A 22,124-nucleotide genomic window follows, 5' to 3' on the forward strand; every position below is an offset into this window, starting at 1 on the left:
TCTCACGCGAGTGCTTGGAGTCCGGGCAGCGTCTTACCCTCGAGGTATTCGAGACTGGCACCGCCACCTGTGGAGATGTGGCCGAACTCGTCGTCGGCGAAGCCGAGTGTGCGCACGGCCGCTGCCGAGTCACCTCCACCGACGACAGTCAGACGAGTCGACTCAGTGCCGGGCTCGTTGGTCAGTGCCGCAGCCACGGCCTTGGTTCCGGCAGCGAAGGCTGGGAATTCGAAGACACCCATGGGACCGTTCCAGAACACGGTCTTCGAGTCTGAGATCACCTCAGCATAAGCCTCGGCCGATTCGGGCCCGATGTCGAGGCCCAGACCCTGCGCACCCGCTGGTGTCGATTCGAGTTCCGCGACGGGACGCACCCAGTTCTCGGCGTCTGCGGCGAAGGACGCGGCCATCACGATGTCCGTGGGCAGGATAATGTTCGCTCCCCCGTCCTCGGCACGTTTGAGATAGCCCTTGACGTCGTCTACTCGGTCCTTCTCCACGAGGCTGGACCCGATGTCGTGGCCGAGCGCGGCGAGGAAGGTGAAGACCATGCCGCCGCCGATGAGCAGATTGTCCGCACGATCGATGAGATTGTCGATGACGCCCAGCTTGTCGGAGACCTTTGATCCACCGAGAACGACCGTGAATGGTGCCTGTGGGGAGTTCAGCAGACGATCGCTGACTTCGACCTCGGCCCGCACGAGTGATCCGGCGTAGTGCGGCAGCAGAGCTGCGATGTCATAGACAGAGGCCTGTTTGCGGTGGACGACTCCGAAACCGTCGGAGACGAAATCGTCTGCCAGTGCGGCCAGCTGTGCCGCGAAGGCCTTCCGCTCGGCGTCGTCCTTCGACGTCTCCCCCGGGTTGAAGCGCAGATTCTCGAGCAGGAGGACCTGACCATCGCCCAAAGCCTTCGCTTTGGTCGTCGCTTCAGCACCGACGGTGTCAGCTGCGAACACGACGTCGCGGCCGATCGCCTCGGCGAGTTCGGGAACCAGAGGCTGCAGCGAATACTGCGGGTCGGGTGCGCCCTTGGGACGTCCCAGGTGGGACATGACGATCACCCGGGCCCCCGCCTCGGCAAGTGTTCTGATCGTGGTGGCCGAGGCCAAGATGCGACCACGGTCAGTGATCGCGCCCTCGTCCATCGGCACGTTCAGGTCACTGCGAACGAGGACCGTGCGGTGGGAGAAGATCTGCGGGTCGTCGTATGTCCTCATTTGTTCCTTTCACCGAGGATGTAGCTGACCATGTCTTTGAGGCGGTTGGTGTAGCCCCATTCGTTGTCGTACCAGGCCACGACCTTGATCTGGTTGCCAAGCGTCATCGTGAGCTGGGAATCCACGATCGCCGAGGCGGTGGTGCCGACGATATCGGTCGACACCAGAGGCGCCGTGCTGTATTCGAGGTACGGCGAGGACTGGGCAGCCTTCGCCAGAATCTCGTTGACCTCTTCGGTCGTGGCACCCCGCTTCGGGCTGAAGGTGAAGTCGATGATCGACCCGGCAGGGACAGGAACGCGGATCGCGAGTCCGTCGAGCTTGCCTGCCAGGTGCGGCATCACCTTGCCGACGGTGCGTGCGGCGCCGGTCGTGGTCGGGACGATGTTGACGGCCGCTGCACGGGCGCGACGCAGATCGCGGTGCGGCCCGTCGACGAGCATCTGATCACCGGTGTAGGCGTGGACCGTGTTGAGCAGGCCGGATTCGACGCCGATGGCGTCGTCGACGGCCTTGACGATGGTGGCCATGCAGTTCGTTGTGCAGGAGGCGTTGGAGACGACGGTGTGCTGGGCCGGGTCGAAGTCAGCTTCGTTGACGCCCATGACGAACGTTCCGTCCACGTTCTTACCCGGTGCCGACAGCACGACTGTCTTCACAGTCCCGCCGAGGTGGACCTCGGCCTGGTCTCGTCGGGTGAATCGTCCGGTGGATTCGACGACGAGTTCGGCATCATGCGCAGACCAGTCGATATCGTGCGGATCAGCCTGGCTGAGCACCGAGATGGTTGTCCCATCGATGGTGAGTGAGTCTTCGCCGGCTTCGACCGTGTGGTCGAATCGCGGCCACACGGAGTCATAGGCCAGCAAGTGGGCCAGCGTCTGCGTGTCGGTGAGATCGTTGATGGCGACGACCTCGAAGTCACATGAGGGTTCGAGGGACAAGCGGTACAGGGCACGACCGATACGGCCGAAGCCGTTGATGGCGATTCGTCTCATGCCTCGATCTTAGCGATCTTCGAGCATTTCCGGGGTGAGACTGGCCTCTGTGCCTGGAATTCCCAGATCTTCGGCATATTTGTCGGCCGTGGACAGCAGGCGACGGATGCGACCGGCGACGGCGTCCTTGGTCATCGGCGGATCGGCCAGTTGGCCCAGTTCTTCCAGCGATGCCTGTTTGTGTGTCACGCGCAGCTGGCCCGCGTAGCGCAGGTGTTCGGGAACCTCCTCGCCGAGGATCTCCAGAGCGCGCTCCACTCGGGCCCCGGCGGCCACTGCGGCTCTGGCGGAGCGGCGCAGGTTCGCATCGTCGAAGTTGGCCAAACGGTTCGCTGTGGCACGGACCTCGCGTCGCATTCGACGCTCCTCCCACACCAGGACAGCACTGTGGGAACCCATGCGGGTGAGCAGGGCCGCGATGTCGTCGCCATCGCGGATGACGACGCGGTCAACTCCGCGAACCTCCCGCGCCTTTGCGCTCAGTCCCAGTCGTCGGGCCGCGCCGACCAGGGCGAGTGCCGCCTCTGGTCCCGGACAAGTGACTTCGAGGGCAGAGGAACGACCGGGTTCTGTCAATGACCCGTGGGCGAGGAACGCTCCACGCCAGGCGGCTTCGGCATCGGCCACGGAGCCGTTGACGATGGCAGAGGGCAGTCCGCGAACGGGCCGTCCGCGGTTGTCGACGAGACCGGTCTGGCGGGCCAGCGCACCCCCGTCGCGGGTGACTCGCAGGAGGTAGCGGTTGGAGCGGCGGATTCCGGCGGCGTTGATGACGACGATGTCAGCGTATTGGCCGTAGAGGTCCTTGATTTCGCTGCGGAGGCGTTTGGCTGCCTGCGCGGTGTCCAATTCGGCTTCCAACACGATCGAACCGTTGACGAGGTGAAGTGCGGAGGAGAAGCGGAAAATCGCAGACACTTCGGCTTTGCGAGCAGATGTGCGGGTGATCTTCACCCGTGCCAACTCATCCTTGACCTGAGCGGTCAGTGCCATTGTTCGTCCTCCTGCGACTGAATTTGCTACCACTGCTCGTCCACGCCGATCCCGGCGTCCACCAACATGTCACGGTAACACGCGGCTAGCTTGAGGCTGTCATGCTGTCCTGCCCGCCGTGAGTGCAGCGGGCGAGCCCACAGTTTGGCGTTGAACATCTCCCGTGCACACCGCTCCAGATCAGGCTCCACCAGTGTTGCAGCCTCGTCGACGAACACATAGTTCAGCTCGAGTGAGGGGGCGTGCCTGTGCAGTGACACGAGGTGTTCGCTGAGACTGAGATCTCTTGTTTCGCCGTCACTGGAGCTGAGGTTCAAGGTGAGGGACTTCACCGCGGAGGATCGTCTGATCGCCTCCGCGAGGGAGGGAACGAGGAGATGCGGCATCACCGAGGTGTACCAGGAGCCGGGTCCGAGATTGAGCACATCCGCCTCGGCGACGGCTTCGATCGTCTCGTGTCGGGCCGGTGGGACCGGCGGGTCGAGCCGGACGGTCTCAACATGTCCCAGGGTGGAGGCGAGCACGGACTGACCCCGCACGACCTGGAAGGACCCCGGGAACTTCACATCGGCTTCGATCGTCAGTGGAATCGAGGACATGGGCAGGACCCGACCATGGGCGCGCAGCAGTTTGGCCATCCAGTCGAGGCCGGCGACATGATCACCATGGATCTGCCACAGGGCGGAGATGAGCAGGTTACCCACGGAATGTCCGCTGAGTTCACCGTCGGAGTCGAATCGGTGCTGGATCACGTCCCGCCAGGTCTTGCCCCAATTCCCATCGTCGCAGAGTGCTGCCAAGGCCATTCTCAGGTCCCCGGGTGGGAGACCGCCGAGCTCATTGCGGAGCCTGCCGGAGGAACCTCCGTCATCGGCAACCGTGACCACAGCCGTCAGGGACTCGGTGAGCAGACGGAAGGCGCGCAGGGCAGCGTAGAGGCCGTGCCCTCCCCCGAAGGAGACGATCTTGGGTCCCTTGTCTTTGACATCAGGGATGATCTGCGGGAGATCTTCGGTCTCCATCTCACTCTCTCCCCAGATCACGGTGGCGCACGGTGACCGGTATGCCGGTCTGCGCGGTGAGACTCTTGGCGATGCGTTCGCTGATCGCCACCGAACGATGTTTCCCGCCGGTGCAGCCGATACCGATCATCGCGTAGCCGCGACCTTCGTGGAGGTAGCCCTGTGAGACCGTGTCCAAGGTCGCAGTGTAGCGCTCGATGAACTCCTCGGCCCCGTTCTGGCCGACGACGAAGTCCGCGACGTCGGAGTCGAGTCCGTTGTGTCCGCGCAGGTGCGGAATCCAGTACGGGTTGGGCAGGAAGCGAACATCGGCGATGTGGTCAGCGTCCTTCGGCAGTCCGTATTTGAAGCCGAAGCTCATTATAGTCAGACGCAGCAGTGGGGTGTCTCCGGTGCTGAAGCGTTTGCGCACCTGGCTGGAAAGCTGATGGACGTTGAGTTCGGAGGTGTCGATGATGATGTCGGCACGGCGTTTGAGCGATTCGAGGGCCGAGCGTTCGCCTTCGATCCCTTCCAACAGCGTCCCTTCGCCTTGGAGCGGGTGAGGGCGGCGGGTGGATTCGAAGCGTCGGACGAGAACTTCGTCGGCTGCATCGAGGTAGAGGATGCGCAGGGAGAGTCCCTGATCGACGAAGTCACTGATCGTGTCTTCGAGTTCCGTGTACTTCGCCCGACCCTTCGAGTCGGTGACGATGGCGATCTTGGGCAGTGCCCCATCGGCACGGGCGATGAGTTCGACGAGGGGACGCATCATCTGCGGAGGCAGATTGTCGACGACGTACCAGTCCATGTCCTCGAGCACATTGGCCACGGTGGTCCGACCTGCTCCGGACATTCCCGTCACGAGGACGACCTCGATGGGATGGTCGGCGCCGTTCGATTCGGCCTGCGTACTCACACGTCCTCCTTGGGGTTCCGCGGTTGAAGACAGCTCTCGAGCACTACTCTAGAGCAGTTCTCCGACAGTGGGCTCAGTACCTGCCGAACCGTGAGTCTGCGGGGACCGTGAAGTCAGTCTGCAAGTGCGGCCGCGACCTTTTCTGCGAGGGCCTGGCCGATGCCCTGGACCTCGCACAGTTCTTCGATGCTGGCTGCACGGACCTTCTTCACCGAGCCGAAATGGCGCAGCAGCGCAGACCGTTTGGACTCGCCCAGTCCGGAGATGTCGTCGAGGACGGAGCTGGTCATCGCTTTTGCCCGTTTCGAGCGGTGATAGCTGATGGCAAAGCGGTGAGCCTCATCGCGCAGACGCTGCATGAGGAAGAGTCCTTCTGAGTTCCGGGGCAGGATGACGGGGAACGGATCGTCTGGGACCCAAACCTCTTCGAGGCGTTTGGCCAGACCTACCACCGAAATGTCGACGAGGCCCAGATCGTGCAGTGCCCTGGTGGCGGCCGCCACCTGGGGGCCGGCCCCGTCGACGACGAGGAGGCTGGGACGGTATCCGAACCGTTCATCCGGTTCATCGGAGCTCATCTGCTCGAGGTAACGGCTGAATCGACGTGAGACGACGTCGTACATTGAGGCTGTGTCATCGGTTGCCGCTTCACCGTGAATGGCGAAGTGACGGTAGTCGCGCTTCTTCACGAGGCCGTCTTCGAACACCACGAGTGAAGCAACGACGTTGGACCCCTGGGTGTGCGAGATGTCGATGCATTCGATGCGCAGAGGTGCTTCGGGCAGCGACAGGTATTCCTGTATCTCCTTGAGCGCCGTGCTTCGGGTGGTCAGATCGGAGGAACGTTTGAGCTTGTGCTGAAGCAGAGCCTCTTTCGCATTCTTCGCCACGGTCTCGAGAACGGCCTTCTTCTCTCCGCGTTCCGGAACCCGGACGGTGACTATGGAACCGCGCTGTTCACTCAGCCAGCTCTCGAGTGAGGCACTGTCGGCCGGGACCGTGTCGACGAGGATTTCACGGGGAATAGCATCCGCCTCGAGTCCCGTGTATGCCTGGCGGAGGTAGTCGGTGGTCAGTTCTGCCGGGCTGTGGTCGTCGGAGCGTTCAATGATCCAGCCACGCTGTCCCCGGATGCGTCCCTGGCGGACGTGGAAGACCTGCACTGAGGCTTCGAGTTCCTCGGTGACGAGAGCGAACACGTCGCAGTCGGCGTTGACGGAGAGGACGACTGCCGACTTGTCGAGTACCTTCTGCAGCGCAGTGATCTCGTCCCGCAGGCGCGCCGCCCGTTCATAGTCAAGTTCTTCGGCGGCCGAGGCCATCTCCTTCTGGCGGTAGCTGATGAAGCGTCCGGTGTTGCCGGACATGAAATCAGAGATGCTGCGGGCCAGGTCCTTGTGGTCGTCCACACTGATCTGTCCCACACAGGGGGCAGCGCATTTGTCGATGTATCCCAACAGACAGGGACGGCCGCTGCGTTCGGCTCGTCTGTACACTCCGGCAGTGCAGGTGCGCATCGGAAAGGCCCTCAGCAGCAGGTCGAGTGTGTCCTTGATCGCCCACACCTGGGCGAAGGGACCGAAGTACTTCACGCCATGACGACGTTTGCCACGAGTGATGAAGGCCCGCGGCACCTCGTCGTTCATCGTGATCGCGAGGTAGGGGTATGACTTGTCGTCGCGGAACATGACGTTGAAGCGTGGATTGAATTCGTTGATCCACGTCCATTCGAGCTGCAGCGCCTCGACCTCAGTATCAACGACAGTCCATTCCACTGAGGCAGCGGTGTGGACCATCGTCGAGGTTCGGGGGTGCAGCTGCGCGGGGTTCGAGAAGTACGAGTTCAACCGATTGCGGAGATTCTTCGCCTTCCCGACATAGATCACCCGCCGGTCTGGGTCGCGGAATTTATAAACCCCAGCCGAGGTCGGGATGCTGCCTGTGGCTGGGCGGTAGGACGCTGGGTCAGCCATCGAGCATCGCTTTGAGGAACCGCCCGGTGTGGCTCTTCTTGTTAGCCGCCACCTCTTCTGGGGTGCCCTGGGCGATGATCTTTCCACCGCCTCGTCCGCCTTCAGGACCCAGATCGATGACGTGGTCCGCGTTGCCGATGACATCGAGGTTGTGTTCGATGACGATGACCGTGTTGCCCTTTTCGACAAGCCCCTGCAGCACATGCAGCAGCTTGGAGATGTCCTCGAAGTGCAGCCCGGTGGTCGGTTCGTCGAGAACGTAGGCGGTGCGACCGCGGGAGCGCTTCTGGAGCTCGGCCGCGAGCTTGACTCGTTGGGCTTCACCACCGGAGAGCGTGGTCGCAGGCTGACCCAGGCGGACATAGCCCAGGCCCACTTCGACAAGGGTGTTGAGGTGACGGGAGATGGCGGGGATCGCGGCGAAGAACTCGGCACCCTTTTCGATGGGCATCTCGAGCACCTCGGCGATGGATTTGCCCTTGAAGGTCACTTCGAGCGTCTCGCGGTTGTAGCGGGTTCCCCCGCAGACTTCGCAGGTGACGTAGACGTCGGGCAGGAAGTTCATCTCGATCTTGATCGTGCCGTCACCGCTGCAGTTCTCGCAGCGTCCTCCCTTGACGTTGAAGGAGAATCGCCCCGGCTGGTAACCGCGGACCTTCGCCGATTCTGTCTCTGCGAACAGGCGCCGGATCCGGTCGAAGACCCCGGTGTAGGTCGCCGGGTTCGACCGTGGGGTGCGACCGATCGGGGATTGGTCGACATGGACGACCTTGTCGAGGTTGTCCAGCCCGGTGACACGCTTGTGCCGACCGGGTACTCGTGAGGCACCGTTGAGGACGTTGGCCATCTGGGTGTAGAGGATCTCGTTGACCAGGGTCGACTTGCCTGAGCCGGAGACACCGGTGACGGCGGTGAGCACTCCGAGGGGGAACGAGACCGAGACGTTGCGGAGGTTGTTCTCGACGGCTTTCTCGACCGTGACGACGCGGTCATCGTCGACTGGCCGGCGGGTCGTGGGGACCTGGATAGCTCGGCGTCCGGCAAGGTAATCACCAGTGATGGATCGGTCGGCGTCTTTGAGCCCGGGAACAGGACCCGAGTAGATGACCTCTCCCCCGTGTTCGCCCGCGCCCGGACCGATGTCGACGATCCAGTCGGCCGATGCGATGGTGTCCTCGTCGTGTTCGACGACGATGAGGGTATTGCCGAGTTCCTTGAGTTTGTTCAGAGTCTCGATGAGTCGCCTGTTGTCGCGCTGGTGGAGACCGATGGAGGGTTCGTCGAGGACGTAGAGGACCCCGACGAGGCCGGATCCGATCTGGGTGGCCAGGCGGATACGCTGGGCCTCACCACCGGATAGGGAACCGGCGGGCCGGTCGAGGCTGAGGTAGTCGAGTCCGACGTCGAGAAGGAAGCCCAGACGCGCGTTGATCTCCTTCATCACCTGAGCTGCGACTGCCGCGTCGCGAGAGTCCAGCTCCAGCTGTGAGAGGAACTCGGCGGATTCGTCGAGAGCCAGCTCGGACACCTCGGCGATCGATTTGCCGCCGACCTTGACGGCGAGGATCTCCGGCTTGAGTCGAGCGCCGTTGCAGCTGGCACAGGGAATTTCGCGCATGTAGGACTCGTAGCGTTCTCGCGACCAGTCGGACTCTGTTTCCTCGTGCTTGCGCTGGATGTACTGGTAGACGCCTTCGAATCCGGTGGAGTAGGTGCGTTCGCGTCCGAACCGGTTCTTGTATTTGACGTGGACCTTGTAGTCCTTGCCGGTCAGGATCGCTGTCTTGTCGGACTTGCGCAGGTCCTTCCACGAAGTCGTCATGTCGAAGTCGAGTTCGTCCCCGAGGCCCTTGAGGAGACGGTTGAAGTATTTCGTCACCTGTTTTCCGCCCGCCCAGGGAGCGATCGCGCCCTCGCCGAGGCTGAGATCCTCATCCGGAACGACGAGGGTCTCATCGACCTGGAGTCGAGTGCCGATGCCGTCACAGGTGGGGCAGGCACCGAAGGGAGAGTTGAACGAGAAGGTGCGGGGCTCGATCTCGTCGATTGCCAACGGGTGTTCGTTCGGGCACGACATGTGCTCCGAGAAAGTCCGGGTCACACCTTCGTCGACCATCTCGACATCGATGCGTCCGTCGGCGAGGCCGAGGGCTGTCTCGACGGAGTCGGTCAGTCGAGGGCGCAGGCCCGACTTCGCCACCAGGCGGTCGACGACGACGGAAATCGTGTGCTTGTACTGTTTTTCCAGGGTAGGAGGTTCGCTGAGGCTGATCTGCTCCCCGTCGACAATGGCGCGAGCGAAGCCCTTGGCCTGCAGTTCGGTGAAGAGATCGACGAATTCGCCCTTGCGAGAGCGGACGATGGGAGCCAGCACGAGGAACTTCGTCCTCTCCTCGAGTTCGAGCAGCTGGTCGACGATCTGCTGTGGGGTCTGCTTCGTGATGATCTCGCCGCACACAGGGCAGTGCGGCACGCCGATCCGAGCCCACAGCAGGCGCAGGAAGTCATAGACCTCGGTGATGGTGCCGACCGTGGAGCGGGGGTTGCGGGAGGTCGACTTCTGATCGATCGACACCGCCGGTGACAGACCCTCGATGAAATCGACATCGGGTTTGTCCATCTGACCCAGGAACATTCGGGCATACGAGGACAGGGACTCGACGTAACGGCGCTGCCCCTCGGCGAAGATGGTGTCGAAGGCCAAGGATGACTTCCCCGACCCCGAGAGACCTGTGAAGACGATCATGGAGTCGCGAGGCAGGGCGATCTCCACGTTCTTGAGGTTATGGGCGCGTGCGCCCTTGACCCGCAGAGTGTCGAGATGTGACACACCTGCCGACTGCTCACCGCTGTTAGTTTTCATCACCTGACCACTGTATTACTCGGCACTGACATTGGTTGAATGGGGACGGGCACTGATCTCTCCGACCGCGAGGATCCGGAGTACGATGTCTCCGGCTTCGTCACTTGCGGGCACGTCCACCTCGGCGTCGATGGCCCAGTCCCTGTTGTCATCGGGGTCGGCCAAGGTCTGACGGACTGTCCACATCTGTGAACCAGGTTCGATCGAGATATATTCCTTGCCCCTGGCCTTCCCATCGGTGAGGAGGTCGCCGTACTCCTCGTAGAAGTCTTCGATCGCATCTTCCCAGGCTGCGGCGGTGAAGCCGCTGTCGGCGTCGAGGCGGCCCAGCTCCGCGTAGTCGGCGCGCTCGGCCAGGAGCACCCGGTGGAACAGGGCGTTGCGCACCTCGGCCGTGAAGACCCGCACGTTGTCTGAGAACTTGCGATCGAGGTCTGGCAGCTCTTCGTCAGCGAAGTCCGTCGGGGACAGCCCCTGCAGGGTCCGCCATTCGTCGAGCAGGGACGAGTCTGTCCGGGCGATCATCTCCCCCAACCATTCGATGATGGTCGAGAGCTCATCCGTCCTGTCGTCGGCGGGCACGTTGTGCGTCAGCGCGCGGAACACATCGGTGAGGTAACGCAGCAGGCTGCCCTCCACCCGGGTGAGACTGTAGTAGCTGACGAACTGGGTGAAGCCCATCGCCTGTTCGACCATATCGCGCACGATCGACTTCGGTTCGAAGTTCCCAGCTCGCAGCCACGGGTGGGCCTCGATGAAGTGCTCGAAGGCGGGATCGAGGACGTCGGCCAACGGCTTCGGTCCTTCGATCTCGTCAAGGATGGCCATCCGTTCGGGGTATTCGAGGCCGTCTGCCTTGAGCTCGGCAAGGGTATCTTTCTTGATCCGGTCGAGTTGGCCCTTGAGGACGGGAAACGGCACCGGTGTAGTGGATTCGACGAGCGAGACCACGTCGAGGGCATAGGTCTCCGCATCCGGATCGAGCAACTCGAGTCCGGCGAGCACGAAGGGAGCCAAGGGCTGGTTGAGGGCGAACTGGGGACCCAGATCGCTGGTCGGAACCAGTTCGTCTCCCTTCGCTTCGATGAGGCCGGCATTGATGAGAGAGCGACCGATGCTCAAAGCTGTGAGCTTGAGGTCGAGGTGACGTTCCCGGCTCTCGTGTGTTTTGTCGATGAAATGGCTGATCGTGGCGACACCCGATCCCGGGCGGGCGACGAGATTGAGGATCGTCGAATGGTCGATTCTCATGCGTGAGCGCAGAGATTCGGCCTGGGATTGGATGAGTTTGGTGAAGGTCTCCTCCGACCAGCCGACGAACCCGGCAGGGGCAGATTTCTTCTTGACCTTCTTCTTTTTCTTATCCGCATTGGCCGCCTTGGCCTCTGCCCGCATATTCTCCACAACATGTTCCGGTGCCTGTGCGATGACGTAGCCGCGGGTATCGAACCCTGCGCGCCCCGCACGGCCGGCCAGTTGCTGGAATTCGCGGACGCTGAGTTTGCGCATCTTTCGGCCGTCGAACTTCGTCAGCCCTGTCAGCAGCACAGAGCGGATGGGAACGTTGATGCCGACGCCGAGTGTATCGGTGCCTGAGATGACCAACAGCAGCCCCTTGAGTGCGAGCTGTTCGACCAGCCGGCGATATTTGGGCAGCATGCCGGCATGGTGGACGCCGACGCCGTGCAGGAGCAGCTTGCGCAGGCTCTGACCGAATCCCTTCGCGAAGGTGAAGCCCTTGATGGCTGCCGCGACCGCGGCCTTCTGCTCCTTCGACGCCAGGTCGACGGACAGCAGGCCCGTGGCCAGATCGATGGCGCCAGCCTGGGAGTAGGACACGACGTAGACAGGGGCCTTGTCGTTGCGCACCAGAGAGCGCAATGTATCTGAAAGAGTCTCGGTGGAGTACTCGTATTCGAGCGGGACCGGACGGGTCGCCGAGGTGACGACGGAGCTGCCGCGGCCGGTGGTGTCTTCCATGGTGCGGCAGATTTCACTCGTGTCACCCAGTGTGGCCGACATGAGCACGAACTGCGACTGTGGCATCTCGAGCAGGGGCACCTGCCATGCCCATCCGCGTGAGGGATCGGCGACATAGTGGAATTCGTCCATGACGACCATGCCCGCGTCGACCAGGCCGCCTTCGCGCAGAGCCTGGTTCGCCAGGATCTCAGCCGTCGCACAGATCACCGGTGCATCCCCGTTGACTGTGGAATCACCGGTGATCATACCGACGTTCTCCGGGCCGAAGGCGTCAATGAGAGAGAAGAACTTCTCGCTCACCAGCGCCTTGAGCGGAGCCGTGTAGTAGGCCCTGATCCCGCGGGTGAATGATTGGTAGAGGGCGAACAGTGCCACCAGGGATTTGCCCGAACCTGTGGGAGTGGCCACGATCGTGTTGTCGCCAGCCAGAATGTTGAGAATGGCTTCGTCCTGAGCGGGGTACGGTTCGATACCCAGCTCTTCGCAGTAGTGTCCGAAGGACTCGTACACTGCGTCTTCATCAGCGAATTCCGCTGGGATCTCCTGCAATCTCACCACAACTATGCACAGACCTTTCCGTTTAGACTGATGTCCATCCTATTGATCGAACCTCAGGAGTTTCAGATGCCGGTTTTCGCTGTCAACTATGTCTATGGGCCAGATACTGACACCCGGATGGAATCACGACCTGCCCACCGTGCGTGGCAGGCCGATCTGTACGAAGCCGGAACCATTCTGGCTTCGGGCCCACTGGACAATGAGCCGGTTCCCGGGGGTCTGCTGTTGCTGCAGGCCGCCGACCGAAAGGACCTCGACGCTCACTTGGCCAACGATCCCTATGCTTCGATCGGTGTGATCGACGAGACGATCGTTCGGGAGTGGACCCCAGTCTTCGGTCCGTTCTCCCACGCCTGAGTCTATTCCCAATGGCCTGAGGCCGCGTGGCCCACGTGCGCGGGTGTCCCCTATTCGGGAGGACACCCGCGCACAGTCACACCTGGACCGACCGGGACATTCTCTCAGTCCTGCGAGTCATCTGACTTCTCGGTGCTGGTGCTGCGAATGGGGATGCCGTCCTTCTTCATCTTCGCCAACGAGGCGAGTGTCGCTGCCGCCATGGCGACAACGATGAAGCTCAGCGACAGCCACGTCGGCACTTCGGGGATCGCGGCGCCCCAGGACAGGAAGTCCCAGTCCGATTCGTGAAGAGCGTGGATGAAGAGTTTCACGCCGATGAAGGCGAGGATCGCCGCAATTCCGTAGTGAAGGTAGACGAGCTTGTCGACGAGGCCGCCGAGCAGGAAGTAGAGCTGGCGCAGCCCCATCAGCGCGAAGACGTTCGCGGTGAAGACCAGGAACGTATTCTGCGTGACGCCGAATATCGCCGGAATCGAGTCGAGCGCGAACATGACGTCCGTGGACCCGATCGCGATGAAGACGATGAACATGGGCGTCCAGTACTTCTTGCCCTCGAGCGTGACACGCAGGCTGTTGCCGTGGTATTCGTCGACGACGTTGATCCGTTTGCGCAGGAGGCGGATGAGACCGTTCTCTCCATTGCCCTCATCCTCATCGCTGAACGCCTGTCGATAGGCGACGATGAGGAGGAAGATGCCGAAGATGAAGAATACTTCCACGAATGCGGTGATGATCGCCGAACCGGCCAGGATGAAGATGCCGCGGAAGACAATCGCGATGATGATGCCCACCATGAGGACTTCCTGCTGATACTTCCGCGGAACCGAGAAGCTGCCCATGATGATGATGAACACGAACAGGTTGTCGATGCTCAGCGAGTATTCGAGCAGCCAGCCGGTGAGGAACTCACTGCCGTGCGTTGCGTCTCCGATGGCGAAGAGCGCACCGGCGAAGACGATGGCGAGGCCGACGTAGAAGGCGACCCAGATGCCCGCTTCCTTCATCGACGGGGTGTGTGGCCGTTTGATGACGAGGAGCAGATCGAAGACGAGGATCGCAACGACGACGATGCCTGATGTGATCATGAACCACGCGGGGATGGCGGACTCACTCCCAGCTGCGTTTTGACCGCCTGCGGCGAGGGCGGAGGACAGGATATCCATGGATGCCTTTCAAAGGAGTCGGTGATGTACCCGTGCCGAAAGTCTCTCCCACGCTATGACCACTGAAACAGTGGCGGCGTGCGCTCCGTGTCCGGACCCTCTGAAGGATCGTGGTGACGAGCACGGATGGACGGGATACTCCCTTTCGCCAGCCTCACCAGTATAGTCGTGCGGATGCCGGCGCACTCGCACTCGGGTCGAATCAGGCGTGCCCGGCCTGCTTCATCTGCCGCAGTTCCTTCTTGAGGTCCGAGAGTTCGTCCCTCAGGCGGGCGGCGAGCTCGAACTGCAGCTCCGCTGCGGCCGTGTGCATCTGAGACGTCAGGGATTCGATGAGCTCGGTCAGGTCGGCTGCCGGTGGACGCAGGGAACCGGCCTTGCCTGCGGCCTGACGCTGTTCGTCGGTGAGCGTGGAGTTGTATCCCCTTTTGCCCTTGCCGTAGTCGAACTCGGTAAGGAGCTCTCGCGTGTCCGCATCTTCTCGCTGCAGCCGCTCGGTGATGTCGGCGATCTTCTTGACCAGCGGTGTGGGGTCGATTCCATGTTCCTTGTTGTGCGCGACCTGTATCTCACGTCGACGGTCGGTCTCGTCGATGGCCTCACGCATGGACCGCGTGATGGTGTCGGCGTACATATGAACCTGGCCGTTGATGTTGCGGGCCGCACGACCGATCGTCTGGATCAGGGAGGTGGCCGAGCGCAGGAAGCCCTCTTTGTCGGCGTCGAGGATGGCCACAAGGGAGACTTCGGGCAGGTCGAGACCCTCACGGAGTAGGTTGATTCCGACGAGAACATCGAACTCGCCGGCCCTCAGCTCTGTCAGAAGTTCGACTCGGCGCAGGGTGTCGACGTCTGAGTGGAGGTACTGCACTCGCACATCGTGTTCGAGGAGGTAATCCGTGAGGTCCTCGGCCATCTTCTTGGTCAGTGTGGTGACCAGGACCCTTTCCTGGGCGTCGACGCGAGTTCTGATCTCCTCGAGCAGGTCGTCGATCTGTCCCTTGGTCGGTTTGACGACGATCTCTGGGTCGACGAGACCGGTGGGTCGGATGATCTGCTGGACGTAGCCGTTCGCGTTTCCCAGCTCGAAGTTGCCGGGAGTTGCCGACAGGTAGACGGCCTGTCCGACGCGTTCACGGAACTCATCGAACTTCAGGGGCCGGTTGTCCATCGCACTGGGGAGGCGGAATCCGTGTTCGACCAGTGTGCGTTTGCGGGACATGTCGCCTTCGTACATTCCCCCGATCTGAGGGACCGTGACGTGGGACTCGTCGATCACGAGGAGGAAGTCCTCGGGGAAGTAGTCGAGCAGGCAGTTCGGTGCCGATCCCGCGGGACGTCCGTCGATGTGTCGAGAATAGTTCTCGATGCCGGAGGTGAAGCCCATCGACTCCATCATCTCGAGATCGTAGGTCGTGCGCATCTTCAGACGCTGGGCCTCGAGGAGTTTGTTCTGCGATTCGAATTCGCTCAACCGCGTCTGCAGTTCGTTCTCGATCTCGCTGACAGCTCGCCCCATCCGGTTCTCTCCGGCGACATAGTGCGAAGCCGGGAAGACATGGATCGTCTCCTCTTCCCGGACGATCTCGCCTGTCAGAGGATGCAGTGTCTGGAGAGCTTCGATCTCGTCGCCGAAGAACTCGATCCGCAGGGCCAATTCCTCATACTGCGGGATGATCTCAACAGTATCGCCCCTGACGCGGAAGGTGCCGCGGGTGAATGCCATATCGTTGCGGGCGTACTGCATCGACACGAAGCGTTTGAGGAGTTCGTCGCGGTCGCACTGTTCGCCGCGCTTCAAGGTCACCATCCGGTCGACGTACTCTTCCGGTGTGCCCAGACCGTAGATGCAGGACACTGTCGAGACGACGACGACATCACGGCGGGTCAGCAGGGAGTTCGTCGCGGAGTGGCGCAGACGCTCGACCTCATCGTTGACCGATGAATCCTTCTCGATGAAGGTGTCAGTCTGGGGAACGTAAGCTTCGGGCTGATAGTAGTCGTAGTAGGAGACGAAGTATTCGACCGCATTGTTGGGCAGCAGCTGCCGGAACTCGTTGGCCAACTGCGCAGCCAACGTCTTATTCGGCGCCATGATCAGGGTCGGTCGCTGAACCTGCTCAATCAGCCAGGCCGTGGTCGCCGACTTACCCGTACCGGTGGCGCCCAGCAAGACGATGTCCCGCTCACCCTGGTCGAGGCGTTCCGAAATCTCAGTGATTGCGGTGGGCTGATCACCGGATGGAGAGTATTCGGAGACGACTTCGAACGGGGCGACTGTGCGCGTGACATCCGGCCTATGGCCGATGGCTGGCAGGGGACGTTCTGAGCTCATGGTCCAACACTAGCCCTCGCCCATGACACAGTGAACAGTCGGGATGATACTCCGGCGTGCACTGCTCAGCCGAAGCTTGCTGGGACGAGTCGTCGGCGCATCGTGAGGAAGTACGATTCCTTCGCTTCCGCGTACATGTCGGACTGCGCAGCGCCGGCGTGCTCATTCGCCAGAGTTCGCTTCAACTGTGCGTACCTCGCACGTTCAGCGGCGTCGGTGCACAGCAGTTCAACGAAGTCCCGCGCGAAGACGGCACCGACGGAATCCTCGGCCCGGACGTGGAGGTTGACGGCTCGGCCCGGATCCGTGTTCGCGTGGAATCGTTTGGACTCCAGCTGTCCCTCGCCGAGGTTGTCGACACCGTCACTGCCCGGATATCCCAGGTCCGCCAGTTGGACAGACAGCTCACGTGCGGTGTCGAGATCGGGTACGAGCAGCTGCAGGTCGATGACGTTCTTCGCTGCCAGGCCCGGGACTGCTGTCGATCCGATGTGGTCGAGGCGGAACTGTCTGCCGATGCCGTGATTCAGCTTGGCAATGATCCGCTGTGCTTGCATCGGCCAGTCCTGACCAGCAGGGTCGAGGAGTTCGACCGGTCCTCTTTCCGCACGACGCTGAGCTGCCAGATTCGCCGCAAACGGAAGAATTCGGTCTTCAACGAGGTCAGCAACTCGATCCTGCGTCGCCCTGACCGCCCCAGCGTTGTCGATGATCACGTCGCAGGCCGCGTATCGCTGTTCGTCGCTGGCCTGCCTGGCGATGCGCGATTCGGCATCGTCGCGGGCCATGCCTCTGGCACTCATCAGCCGTTGCAGTCGCAGTTCGGCCGGAACGTCGACGAGGAGATTGAGGTGATACGCCGGGGTCATCTCGTTCTCGACAAGCAGCGGTACATCGTGGACGACCACCTCGGCGTCGGAATGCCTGGCGAAGTGCTGGGCGGTGCGCTCGCGGATCGCGGGATGCATGAGTGCGTTCAATGCCGAGGTCGACTCTTCATCGGCGAAAGCCGCGGCTGCCAGCTGCGCCCGGTCGAGTCCCCCGTCGGCGGCGATGACATCCTCACCGAATCTCTCGGCAAGTTCGTCGAGCAGAGGCTCCCCCGCCGCGACGACTTCCCGTGCGATCTTATCGGCATCGATGATCACTGCACCGTGGCCGGCGAGGATCTCGGAGACGGTTGACTTCCCGGCACCGATTCCTCCGGTGAGACCTATTTTCAACATGCGCTCAGCCTAGCCATATCAGGTGACCCGTGCGATATGACGTGAGACTAGCGATTCAGCGGGTAGACCAGAACCCCTTCGTCGGCGAAGGACGGTTTGCCGAGGCTGGCATCGAGGAAGTGCTCGTATTCTCCCGGTTCGCCGGGCAGCAACGGTGACTCCGGGGCAAGGACCACATAGTCGACGCCGGAGTGGCGCAGCTCATCAACAGCCGTCTCAACCTCACTGCTGTCAGGATCCGGGAAGGGTGCGCCAGAGAAGACTGAGTCGTGCAGCAGTTCGTCGAGTGCATCCTCGGGTGCCGCATACGTGATTGCTGCATCCGGGCTCGAGCCGATGAAGTAACCGCCCGTCTCTCTGTAGCCGAAACCGCTCACGGACTGCCACACCATCGCTTCGTCCGCATGTGGTTCGGCCCATGCCAGGGGGCGGGGCACCGTCTTGACCACGGACCCGGCGGGAACCACCTCGGCGATGGAACCGGTGTAGAAGTCGGGCACGTAGACCTCGCGTGAGGCCTGCACACCGGGAACCACGCAGACTCCGGCGACCACCAGCAGGCCCAGCAGGGCCTGGGCCGAGCGCATCCGAATATGGTCTTGTGCCCATTCCAGTCCGCAGCCGAGGACCGCGAACAGTGCAATCGTAGAATGCAGAACCAGGCGCATGGGAAGAATGTTGTTGAGCACTGGCACAGCTTCGATCAGTGCGAAGGGACCGGTGCCGAGGACGACCTTTCCGTCGAGGAGAACCGGTGATCCCAGTGCCAGGACGAAGACCAGGAGCCCCGTCGCCGAGGCGAGGCGCAGAATCAATGCATACCTAGGGCTGCGGACCAGGCAGATGACGATGATGGCAGCGGCGATCAGGGCAGGCGCTCCGACGTAGGCGCCGAGCTCCGCAGCATCGATATCCATCACACGCGGAATCGGAGACGAACCGGGCCCCAGGAGAGTCGGGCTCGCAGGCACGATGGGATCGAGCAGATCTGTGTTCCAGACTCCGTGAGGCCTGATCGCACCGTCGGGAGCGTTCGGCCCGCGCATCAGGAGCAGGAGGGGCAGCGCGATGAGCAGCGCCAGCGCGGAGCCGAGCACACCACCGAGCACCAGCCGCAGCCAGCCGGCGAGGGTCCAGGCCTTCCGGCCGAAGACCGCGATGGCTGACAGCAGACACAGCGCAGCGATGAAAGTGCCGGCGAGGACCTCGGTGGAGACGTAGAACTGGAATCCCAGGACTGCGCCCAGCCCAAGGCTCAGCGTCCAGAATTCACGGCTGAAGAATCTGGTCCGGGGTGCCCGAAGAAGGAATTTGAGGATGATGAGCGCCACCAGGGGTGGTGCGACGGCGAATGCGAGGTTGGGATGGCCGGAGGACTGTGCGATCACGTAGCTGGAGAAACCCACACCGCCAGCTGCGACGAAGGCAGGGATTCGGGTGAGGAAACGTGTGAAGAGAGCCGCCGTCGCGAGGCTGACCAACACCGGGATGGAGAGGATGAGGACGTTATAGCTGACGATGGGCCCTGCCACCCAGGTGAGTGGGACTAGGATCAGCGCCAGTCCAGCCAGAGACGTGTTCCAGGCTCCGTTGACACCCCCGTTGAGGGTGTTCATCGCCTCCGTGTAGAGGAGACCGTTCGCGGTGCCCGCTGGAGTGCCGCCGGTGCCGAAGCCGATCTGGTTCGCGACGATGTCCGCTGCGTGTCCCAGCCACCAGATGAAGAGTGATGAGTCGTCGTTGCCGGCGACAACCCGGCCACCGGGATCGGCAGCGACCTGTCCGAACACGCAGATGCTGGCGAGAGTGAGCAGCAGTGCGTACCACAGCCACGGCCGGGCTCGCTGTCGCAGAGTGGGTGCATACACAAAGGGCTCCCGATCAATCGACCGGGAGCCCTTGTGAGTGCTGTTATCAGCTGCCTGCAAGCTTCTCACGCAGTGCTGCGAGAGCTTCGTCGCTGGCCAGTGTTCCTTCGTCGTCTGCCTCTTCCGAGGAGAACGATCCGGTGGCTGGTGCAGCTTCGGCAGGAGCGCTGCCGGCCTCTTCGGAGCCTGCTTCGGCATCCGCGGCGATGGCCTTGGCGACCTGCTTCTTGTGCTCTTCCCAGCGTTCCTGAGCGGCAGCGTACTGCTGTTCCCAGACCTCGCGCGCTGAGTCGAAGCCTTCCATCCACTCGTTGGTCTCGGGATCGAAACCTTCTGGGTACTTGTAGTTGCCGTCCTCGTCGTATTCCTGCGGCATGCCGTAGAGGGCAGGGTCGAGGAAGTCTTCGGCCTCGGGGTCGACGCCTTCGTTCGCCTGCTTCAGAGACAGCGAGATGCGGCGACGTTCGAGGTCGATGTCGATGACCTTGACGTAGATGGTCTCGTCAACGGAGACGACCTGTTCTGGCAGGTCCACGTGGCGAACCGCAAGTTCGGAGATGTGGACGAGGCCTTCGATGCCGTCTTCGACACGCACGAACGCACCGAACGGAACCAGCTTGGTGACCTTGCCGGGAACGATCTGACCGATGACGTGGGTGCGTGCGAAGTGCTGCCATGGGTCTTCCTGAGTCGCCTTGAGCGACAGGGAGACACGTTCGCGATCCATGTCGACGTCGAGGACCTCAACGGTGACCTCGTCACCGACGGTGACGACCTCACCTGGGTGATCGATGTGCTTCCAGGACAGCTCGGAGACGTGAACGAGTCCGTCGACACCACCGAGGTCGACGAATGCACCGAAGTTGACGATCGAGGAGACGACGCCGGGACGGACCTGGCCCTTCTGCAGGGTCTGCAGGAAGTCGTGGCGGACCGCGGACTGGGTCTGCTCGAGCCAGGCACGACGGGACAGAACGACGTTGTTGCGGTTCTTGTCCAGTTCGATGATCTTGGCTTCGACCTGCTGGCCGATGTAAGGAGCAAGATCGCGGACGCGACGCATCTCAACGAGGGAAGCGGGCAGGAAGCCGCGCAGACCGATGTCGACGATCAGGCCGCCCTTGACAACCTCGATGACGGTACCGGTGACAACACCGTCGTCTTCCTTGATCTTTTCGATGTCGCCCCAGGCGCGCTCGTACTGCGCACGCTTCTTGGACAACATGAGTCGGCCTTCTTTGTCTTCCTTCTGAAGAACGAGGGCTTCGATATCGTCCCCGACCTCGACGACTTCGCCGGGATCGACATCATGCTTGATGGAGAGTTCTCGCGAAAGGACGACGCCTTCCGTCTTGTATCCGATGTCGACGAGGACCTCGTCACGGTCGACCTTGACGACGGTTCCTTCGACGATGTCGCCATCGTTGAAGTACTTGATCGTCTCATCGACGGCGGCAAGAAAGTCCTCAGCGGTTCCGATGTCGTTGACAGCGACCTGCTTCGGCTGCACCGATTCCGGCGTGGTGGTGGTCATATAGGTTGGGACTCCGATGGAATTATGGTCCAGATCCGATACTCTGAGGCGATGCTGTGCAACAGCCCGAGAATTGGATCCGGTCTCGATTACGATTTTGGACATGTATGCATACGCGCATACGGTTGTCAATACTAGCATCATCCATGGCGTGAATGCACGCCGAAGTCGGAAACGGAACATGGCAATCGCCACGGAGGAATGATGAGCGACGGAAGTTATCGGGCCGAGGTCATCAGCGGTGGCTACCTACCCATCGATGAAGAGGCATCAGTCCGCGCCAACAGAGGCTATTGGGACAATTCTGCCGAGGAATACCTCTCCGAGCACGGCAGCTTCCTCGGCGCCTCCGAGTTCATGTGGTGCCCCGAGGGAATTCACGAATCGGATCTGAATCTGCTTGGAGACGTGCACCGACGTCAGATCCTCGAGGTCGGCTGCGGTGCAGGCCAGTGCTCGCGCTGGCTGGCTGAGGAGGGCGCGATTGCCACGGGCGTCGATGTCTCCGCGGGCATGCTCGAACAGGCCTCTCGCCTGCAGCGTGAGCACCCGCTCAGCGACGATGCCACTCCCCCGACGTTCCTCCACGCCGATGCGCGTGCACTGCCGTTCGCCTCGAACAGCTTCGACGTTGCGTTCTCCTCCTATGGTGCACTGCCCTTCGTCAAGGACGCCGAGGTGGTTCTCGCCGAGGTCGCGCGTGTGGTCCGCCCGGGCGGTCGGTGGGCGTTCTCGACGACGCACCCGATGCGGTGGATGTTCCCCGACGTGCCCGGAGAATCCGGTCTGACCGTCGAGTATTCGTACTTCGACCGCACTCCCTATGTGGAGATCTCCGCGGATGGGCAGCCGGTCTACGCCGAGCATCACCGCACAATGGGTGATTGGGTGAATCTGCTGGTGACGGCCGGCTTCACCATCGAGTCGGTGACCGAGCCGGAATGGCCGGAGTCCAACCCGACTGCGTGGGGCGGCTGGTCTCCCCTCCGCGGTTCGCTCATGCCCGGCACCGTCATCTTCTCCACCACGCTCAACAAGGACTGACCCGACAGCAAGCCACTTCGGTGGGCTGGCTGTCGAGCCGGAGCCCACAATGATCCCGGGCTGTCTCCTGTATCGGCGTCCTCGCG

At 62.1% G+C, this 22,124-nt stretch carries 15 protein-coding genes; 2 read left to right on the plus strand and 13 right to left on the minus strand.

The genetic code is table 11. The features are described 5' to 3' along the window. Positions 1-2: 2 nt before the first annotated feature. The 8 genes from AAFP32_RS08745 to AAFP32_RS08780 all read right to left on the minus strand — a co-directional run bounded on the left by AAFP32_RS08745 (position 3) and on the right by AAFP32_RS08780 (position 12,508). Complete coding sequence (locus AAFP32_RS08745; protein WP_350268801.1) at positions 3-1,220, minus strand: phosphoglycerate kinase; 1,218 nt, start codon at positions 1,218-1,220, stop codon at positions 3-5. Further along, positions 1,217-2,218: a type I glyceraldehyde-3-phosphate dehydrogenase gene (gene gap / locus AAFP32_RS08750; RefSeq protein WP_350268802.1), complete on the minus strand. Its 1,002-nt coding sequence runs from the start codon at positions 2,216-2,218 to the stop codon at positions 1,217-1,219. Before gap ends, AAFP32_RS08745 begins: the two co-directional genes overlap by 4 nt. Before the next feature lie 9 nt (positions 2,219-2,227). Continuing rightward, positions 2,228-3,211 (minus strand): DNA-binding protein WhiA, encoded by a 984-nt coding sequence (whiA, locus tag AAFP32_RS08755; protein WP_350268803.1) that lies wholly within the window; start codon positions 3,209-3,211, stop codon positions 2,228-2,230. 26 nt (positions 3,212-3,237) lie between these two features. After that, positions 3,238-4,233, minus strand: coding sequence for a uridine diphosphate-N-acetylglucosamine-binding protein YvcK (locus tag AAFP32_RS08760; RefSeq protein ID WP_350268804.1), 996 nt, complete (start codon positions 4,231-4,233; stop codon positions 3,238-3,240). 1 nt (position 4,234) lies between these two features. Beyond that, positions 4,235-5,068, minus strand: a complete 834-nt coding sequence (gene rapZ / locus AAFP32_RS08765) for an RNase adapter RapZ (protein ID WP_420883391.1) — start codon at positions 5,066-5,068, stop codon at positions 4,235-4,237. 176 nt (positions 5,069-5,244) lie between these two features. Further along, positions 5,245-7,104 carry an excinuclease ABC subunit UvrC gene (gene uvrC, locus AAFP32_RS08770; RefSeq protein WP_350268806.1) on the minus strand — a complete coding sequence of 620 codons (1,860 nt, stop codon included), beginning with the start codon at positions 7,102-7,104 and terminating at the stop codon, positions 5,245-5,247. After that, positions 7,097-9,967: an excinuclease ABC subunit UvrA gene (gene uvrA / locus AAFP32_RS08775; RefSeq protein WP_350271479.1), complete on the minus strand. Its 2,871-nt coding sequence runs from the start codon at positions 9,965-9,967 to the stop codon at positions 7,097-7,099. The genes uvrC and uvrA overlap by 8 nt, the downstream gene beginning before the upstream one ends. Before the next feature lie 15 nt (positions 9,968-9,982). After that, on the minus strand, positions 9,983-12,508 hold the full coding sequence (locus AAFP32_RS08780) for a DEAD/DEAH box helicase (protein WP_350268807.1): 2,526 nt from the start codon (positions 12,506-12,508) through the stop codon (positions 9,983-9,985). A 66-nt stretch (positions 12,509-12,574) separates the two neighbouring features. Here AAFP32_RS08780 and AAFP32_RS08785 point away from each other — a divergent pair, with 66 nt between their 5' ends. After that, positions 12,575-12,865: a YciI family protein gene (locus tag AAFP32_RS08785; RefSeq protein ID WP_350268808.1), complete on the plus strand. Its 291-nt coding sequence runs from the start codon at positions 12,575-12,577 to the stop codon at positions 12,863-12,865. Between the two features lie 104 nt (positions 12,866-12,969). On the opposite strand, the gene AAFP32_RS08790 is transcribed toward AAFP32_RS08785, so the two are convergent. The 5 genes from AAFP32_RS08790 to rpsA all read right to left on the minus strand — a co-directional run bounded on the left by AAFP32_RS08790 (position 12,970) and on the right by rpsA (position 20,994). Then, positions 12,970-14,031: a TerC family protein gene (locus tag AAFP32_RS08790; RefSeq protein ID WP_350268809.1), complete on the minus strand. Its 1,062-nt coding sequence runs from the start codon at positions 14,029-14,031 to the stop codon at positions 12,970-12,972. A gap of 202 nt (positions 14,032-14,233) precedes the next feature. After that, positions 14,234-16,366, minus strand: coding sequence for an excinuclease ABC subunit UvrB (gene uvrB / locus AAFP32_RS08795; protein ID WP_350268810.1), 2,133 nt, complete (start codon positions 16,364-16,366; stop codon positions 14,234-14,236). Positions 16,367-16,431: 65 nt separating this feature from the next. Continuing rightward, positions 16,432-17,592 carry a dephospho-CoA kinase gene (gene coaE / locus AAFP32_RS08800; protein WP_350268811.1) on the minus strand — a complete coding sequence of 387 codons (1,161 nt, stop codon included), beginning with the start codon at positions 17,590-17,592 and terminating at the stop codon, positions 16,432-16,434. A gap of 47 nt (positions 17,593-17,639) precedes the next feature. After that, entirely contained in the window at positions 17,640-19,460 is a 1,821-nt protein-coding gene (locus tag AAFP32_RS08805; RefSeq protein ID WP_350268812.1) for a hypothetical protein, read from the minus strand. A 46-nt stretch (positions 19,461-19,506) separates the two neighbouring features. After that, the gene (gene rpsA / locus AAFP32_RS08810) at positions 19,507-20,994 is read right to left on the minus strand and encodes a 30S ribosomal protein S1 (RefSeq protein WP_350268813.1); all 1,488 of its coding nucleotides are present in this window, start codon (positions 20,992-20,994) and stop codon (positions 19,507-19,509) included. Between the two features lie 204 nt (positions 20,995-21,198). Here rpsA and AAFP32_RS08815 point away from each other — a divergent pair, with 204 nt between their 5' ends. Next, on the plus strand, positions 21,199-22,038 hold the full coding sequence (locus AAFP32_RS08815; RefSeq protein ID WP_350268814.1) for a class I SAM-dependent methyltransferase: 840 nt from the start codon (positions 21,199-21,201) through the stop codon (positions 22,036-22,038). Positions 22,039-22,124 lie beyond the last annotated feature (86 nt).

Source organism: Brevibacterium sp. CBA3109 (genome assembly GCF_040256645.1).
Lineage (GTDB): Bacteria > Actinomycetota > Actinomycetes > Actinomycetales > Brevibacteriaceae > Brevibacterium > Brevibacterium koreense.

Excerpts from the sequence above, each read along its gene's own strand:
- AAFP32_RS08745 (WP_350268801.1), bottom strand. The coding sequence starts at position 1,220 with ATGAGGACATACGACGACCCGCAGATCTTCTCCCACCGCACGGTCCTC.
- gap (WP_350268802.1), bottom strand. The coding sequence starts at position 2,218 with ATGAGACGAATCGCCATCAACGGCTTCGGCCGTATCGGTCGTGCCCTG.
- whiA (WP_350268803.1), bottom strand. The coding sequence starts at position 3,211 with ATGGCACTGACCGCTCAGGTCAAGGATGAGTTGGCACGGGTGAAGATC.
- AAFP32_RS08760 (WP_350268804.1), bottom strand. The coding sequence starts at position 4,233 with ATGGAGACCGAAGATCTCCCGCAGATCATCCCTGATGTCAAAGACAAG.
- rapZ (WP_420883391.1), bottom strand. The coding sequence starts at position 5,068 with ATGTCCGGAGCAGGTCGGACCACCGTGGCCAATGTGCTCGAGGACATG.
- uvrC (WP_350268806.1), bottom strand. The coding sequence starts at position 7,104 with ATGGCTGACCCAGCGTCCTACCGCCCAGCCACAGGCAGCATCCCGACC.
- uvrA (WP_350271479.1), bottom strand. The coding sequence starts at position 9,967 with ATGAAAACTAACAGCGGTGAGCAGTCGGCAGGTGTGTCACATCTCGAC.
- AAFP32_RS08785 (WP_350268808.1), top strand. The coding sequence starts at position 12,575 with ATGCCGGTTTTCGCTGTCAACTATGTCTATGGGCCAGATACTGACACC.
- AAFP32_RS08790 (WP_350268809.1), bottom strand. The coding sequence starts at position 14,031 with ATGGATATCCTGTCCTCCGCCCTCGCCGCAGGCGGTCAAAACGCAGCT.
- uvrB (WP_350268810.1), bottom strand. The coding sequence starts at position 16,366 with ATGAGCTCAGAACGTCCCCTGCCAGCCATCGGCCATAGGCCGGATGTC.
- coaE (WP_350268811.1), bottom strand. The coding sequence starts at position 17,592 with ATGTTGAAAATAGGTCTCACCGGAGGAATCGGTGCCGGGAAGTCAACC.
- rpsA (WP_350268813.1), bottom strand. The coding sequence starts at position 20,994 with ATGACCACCACCACGCCGGAATCGGTGCAGCCGAAGCAGGTCGCTGTC.
- AAFP32_RS08815 (WP_350268814.1), top strand. The coding sequence starts at position 21,199 with ATGAGCGACGGAAGTTATCGGGCCGAGGTCATCAGCGGTGGCTACCTA.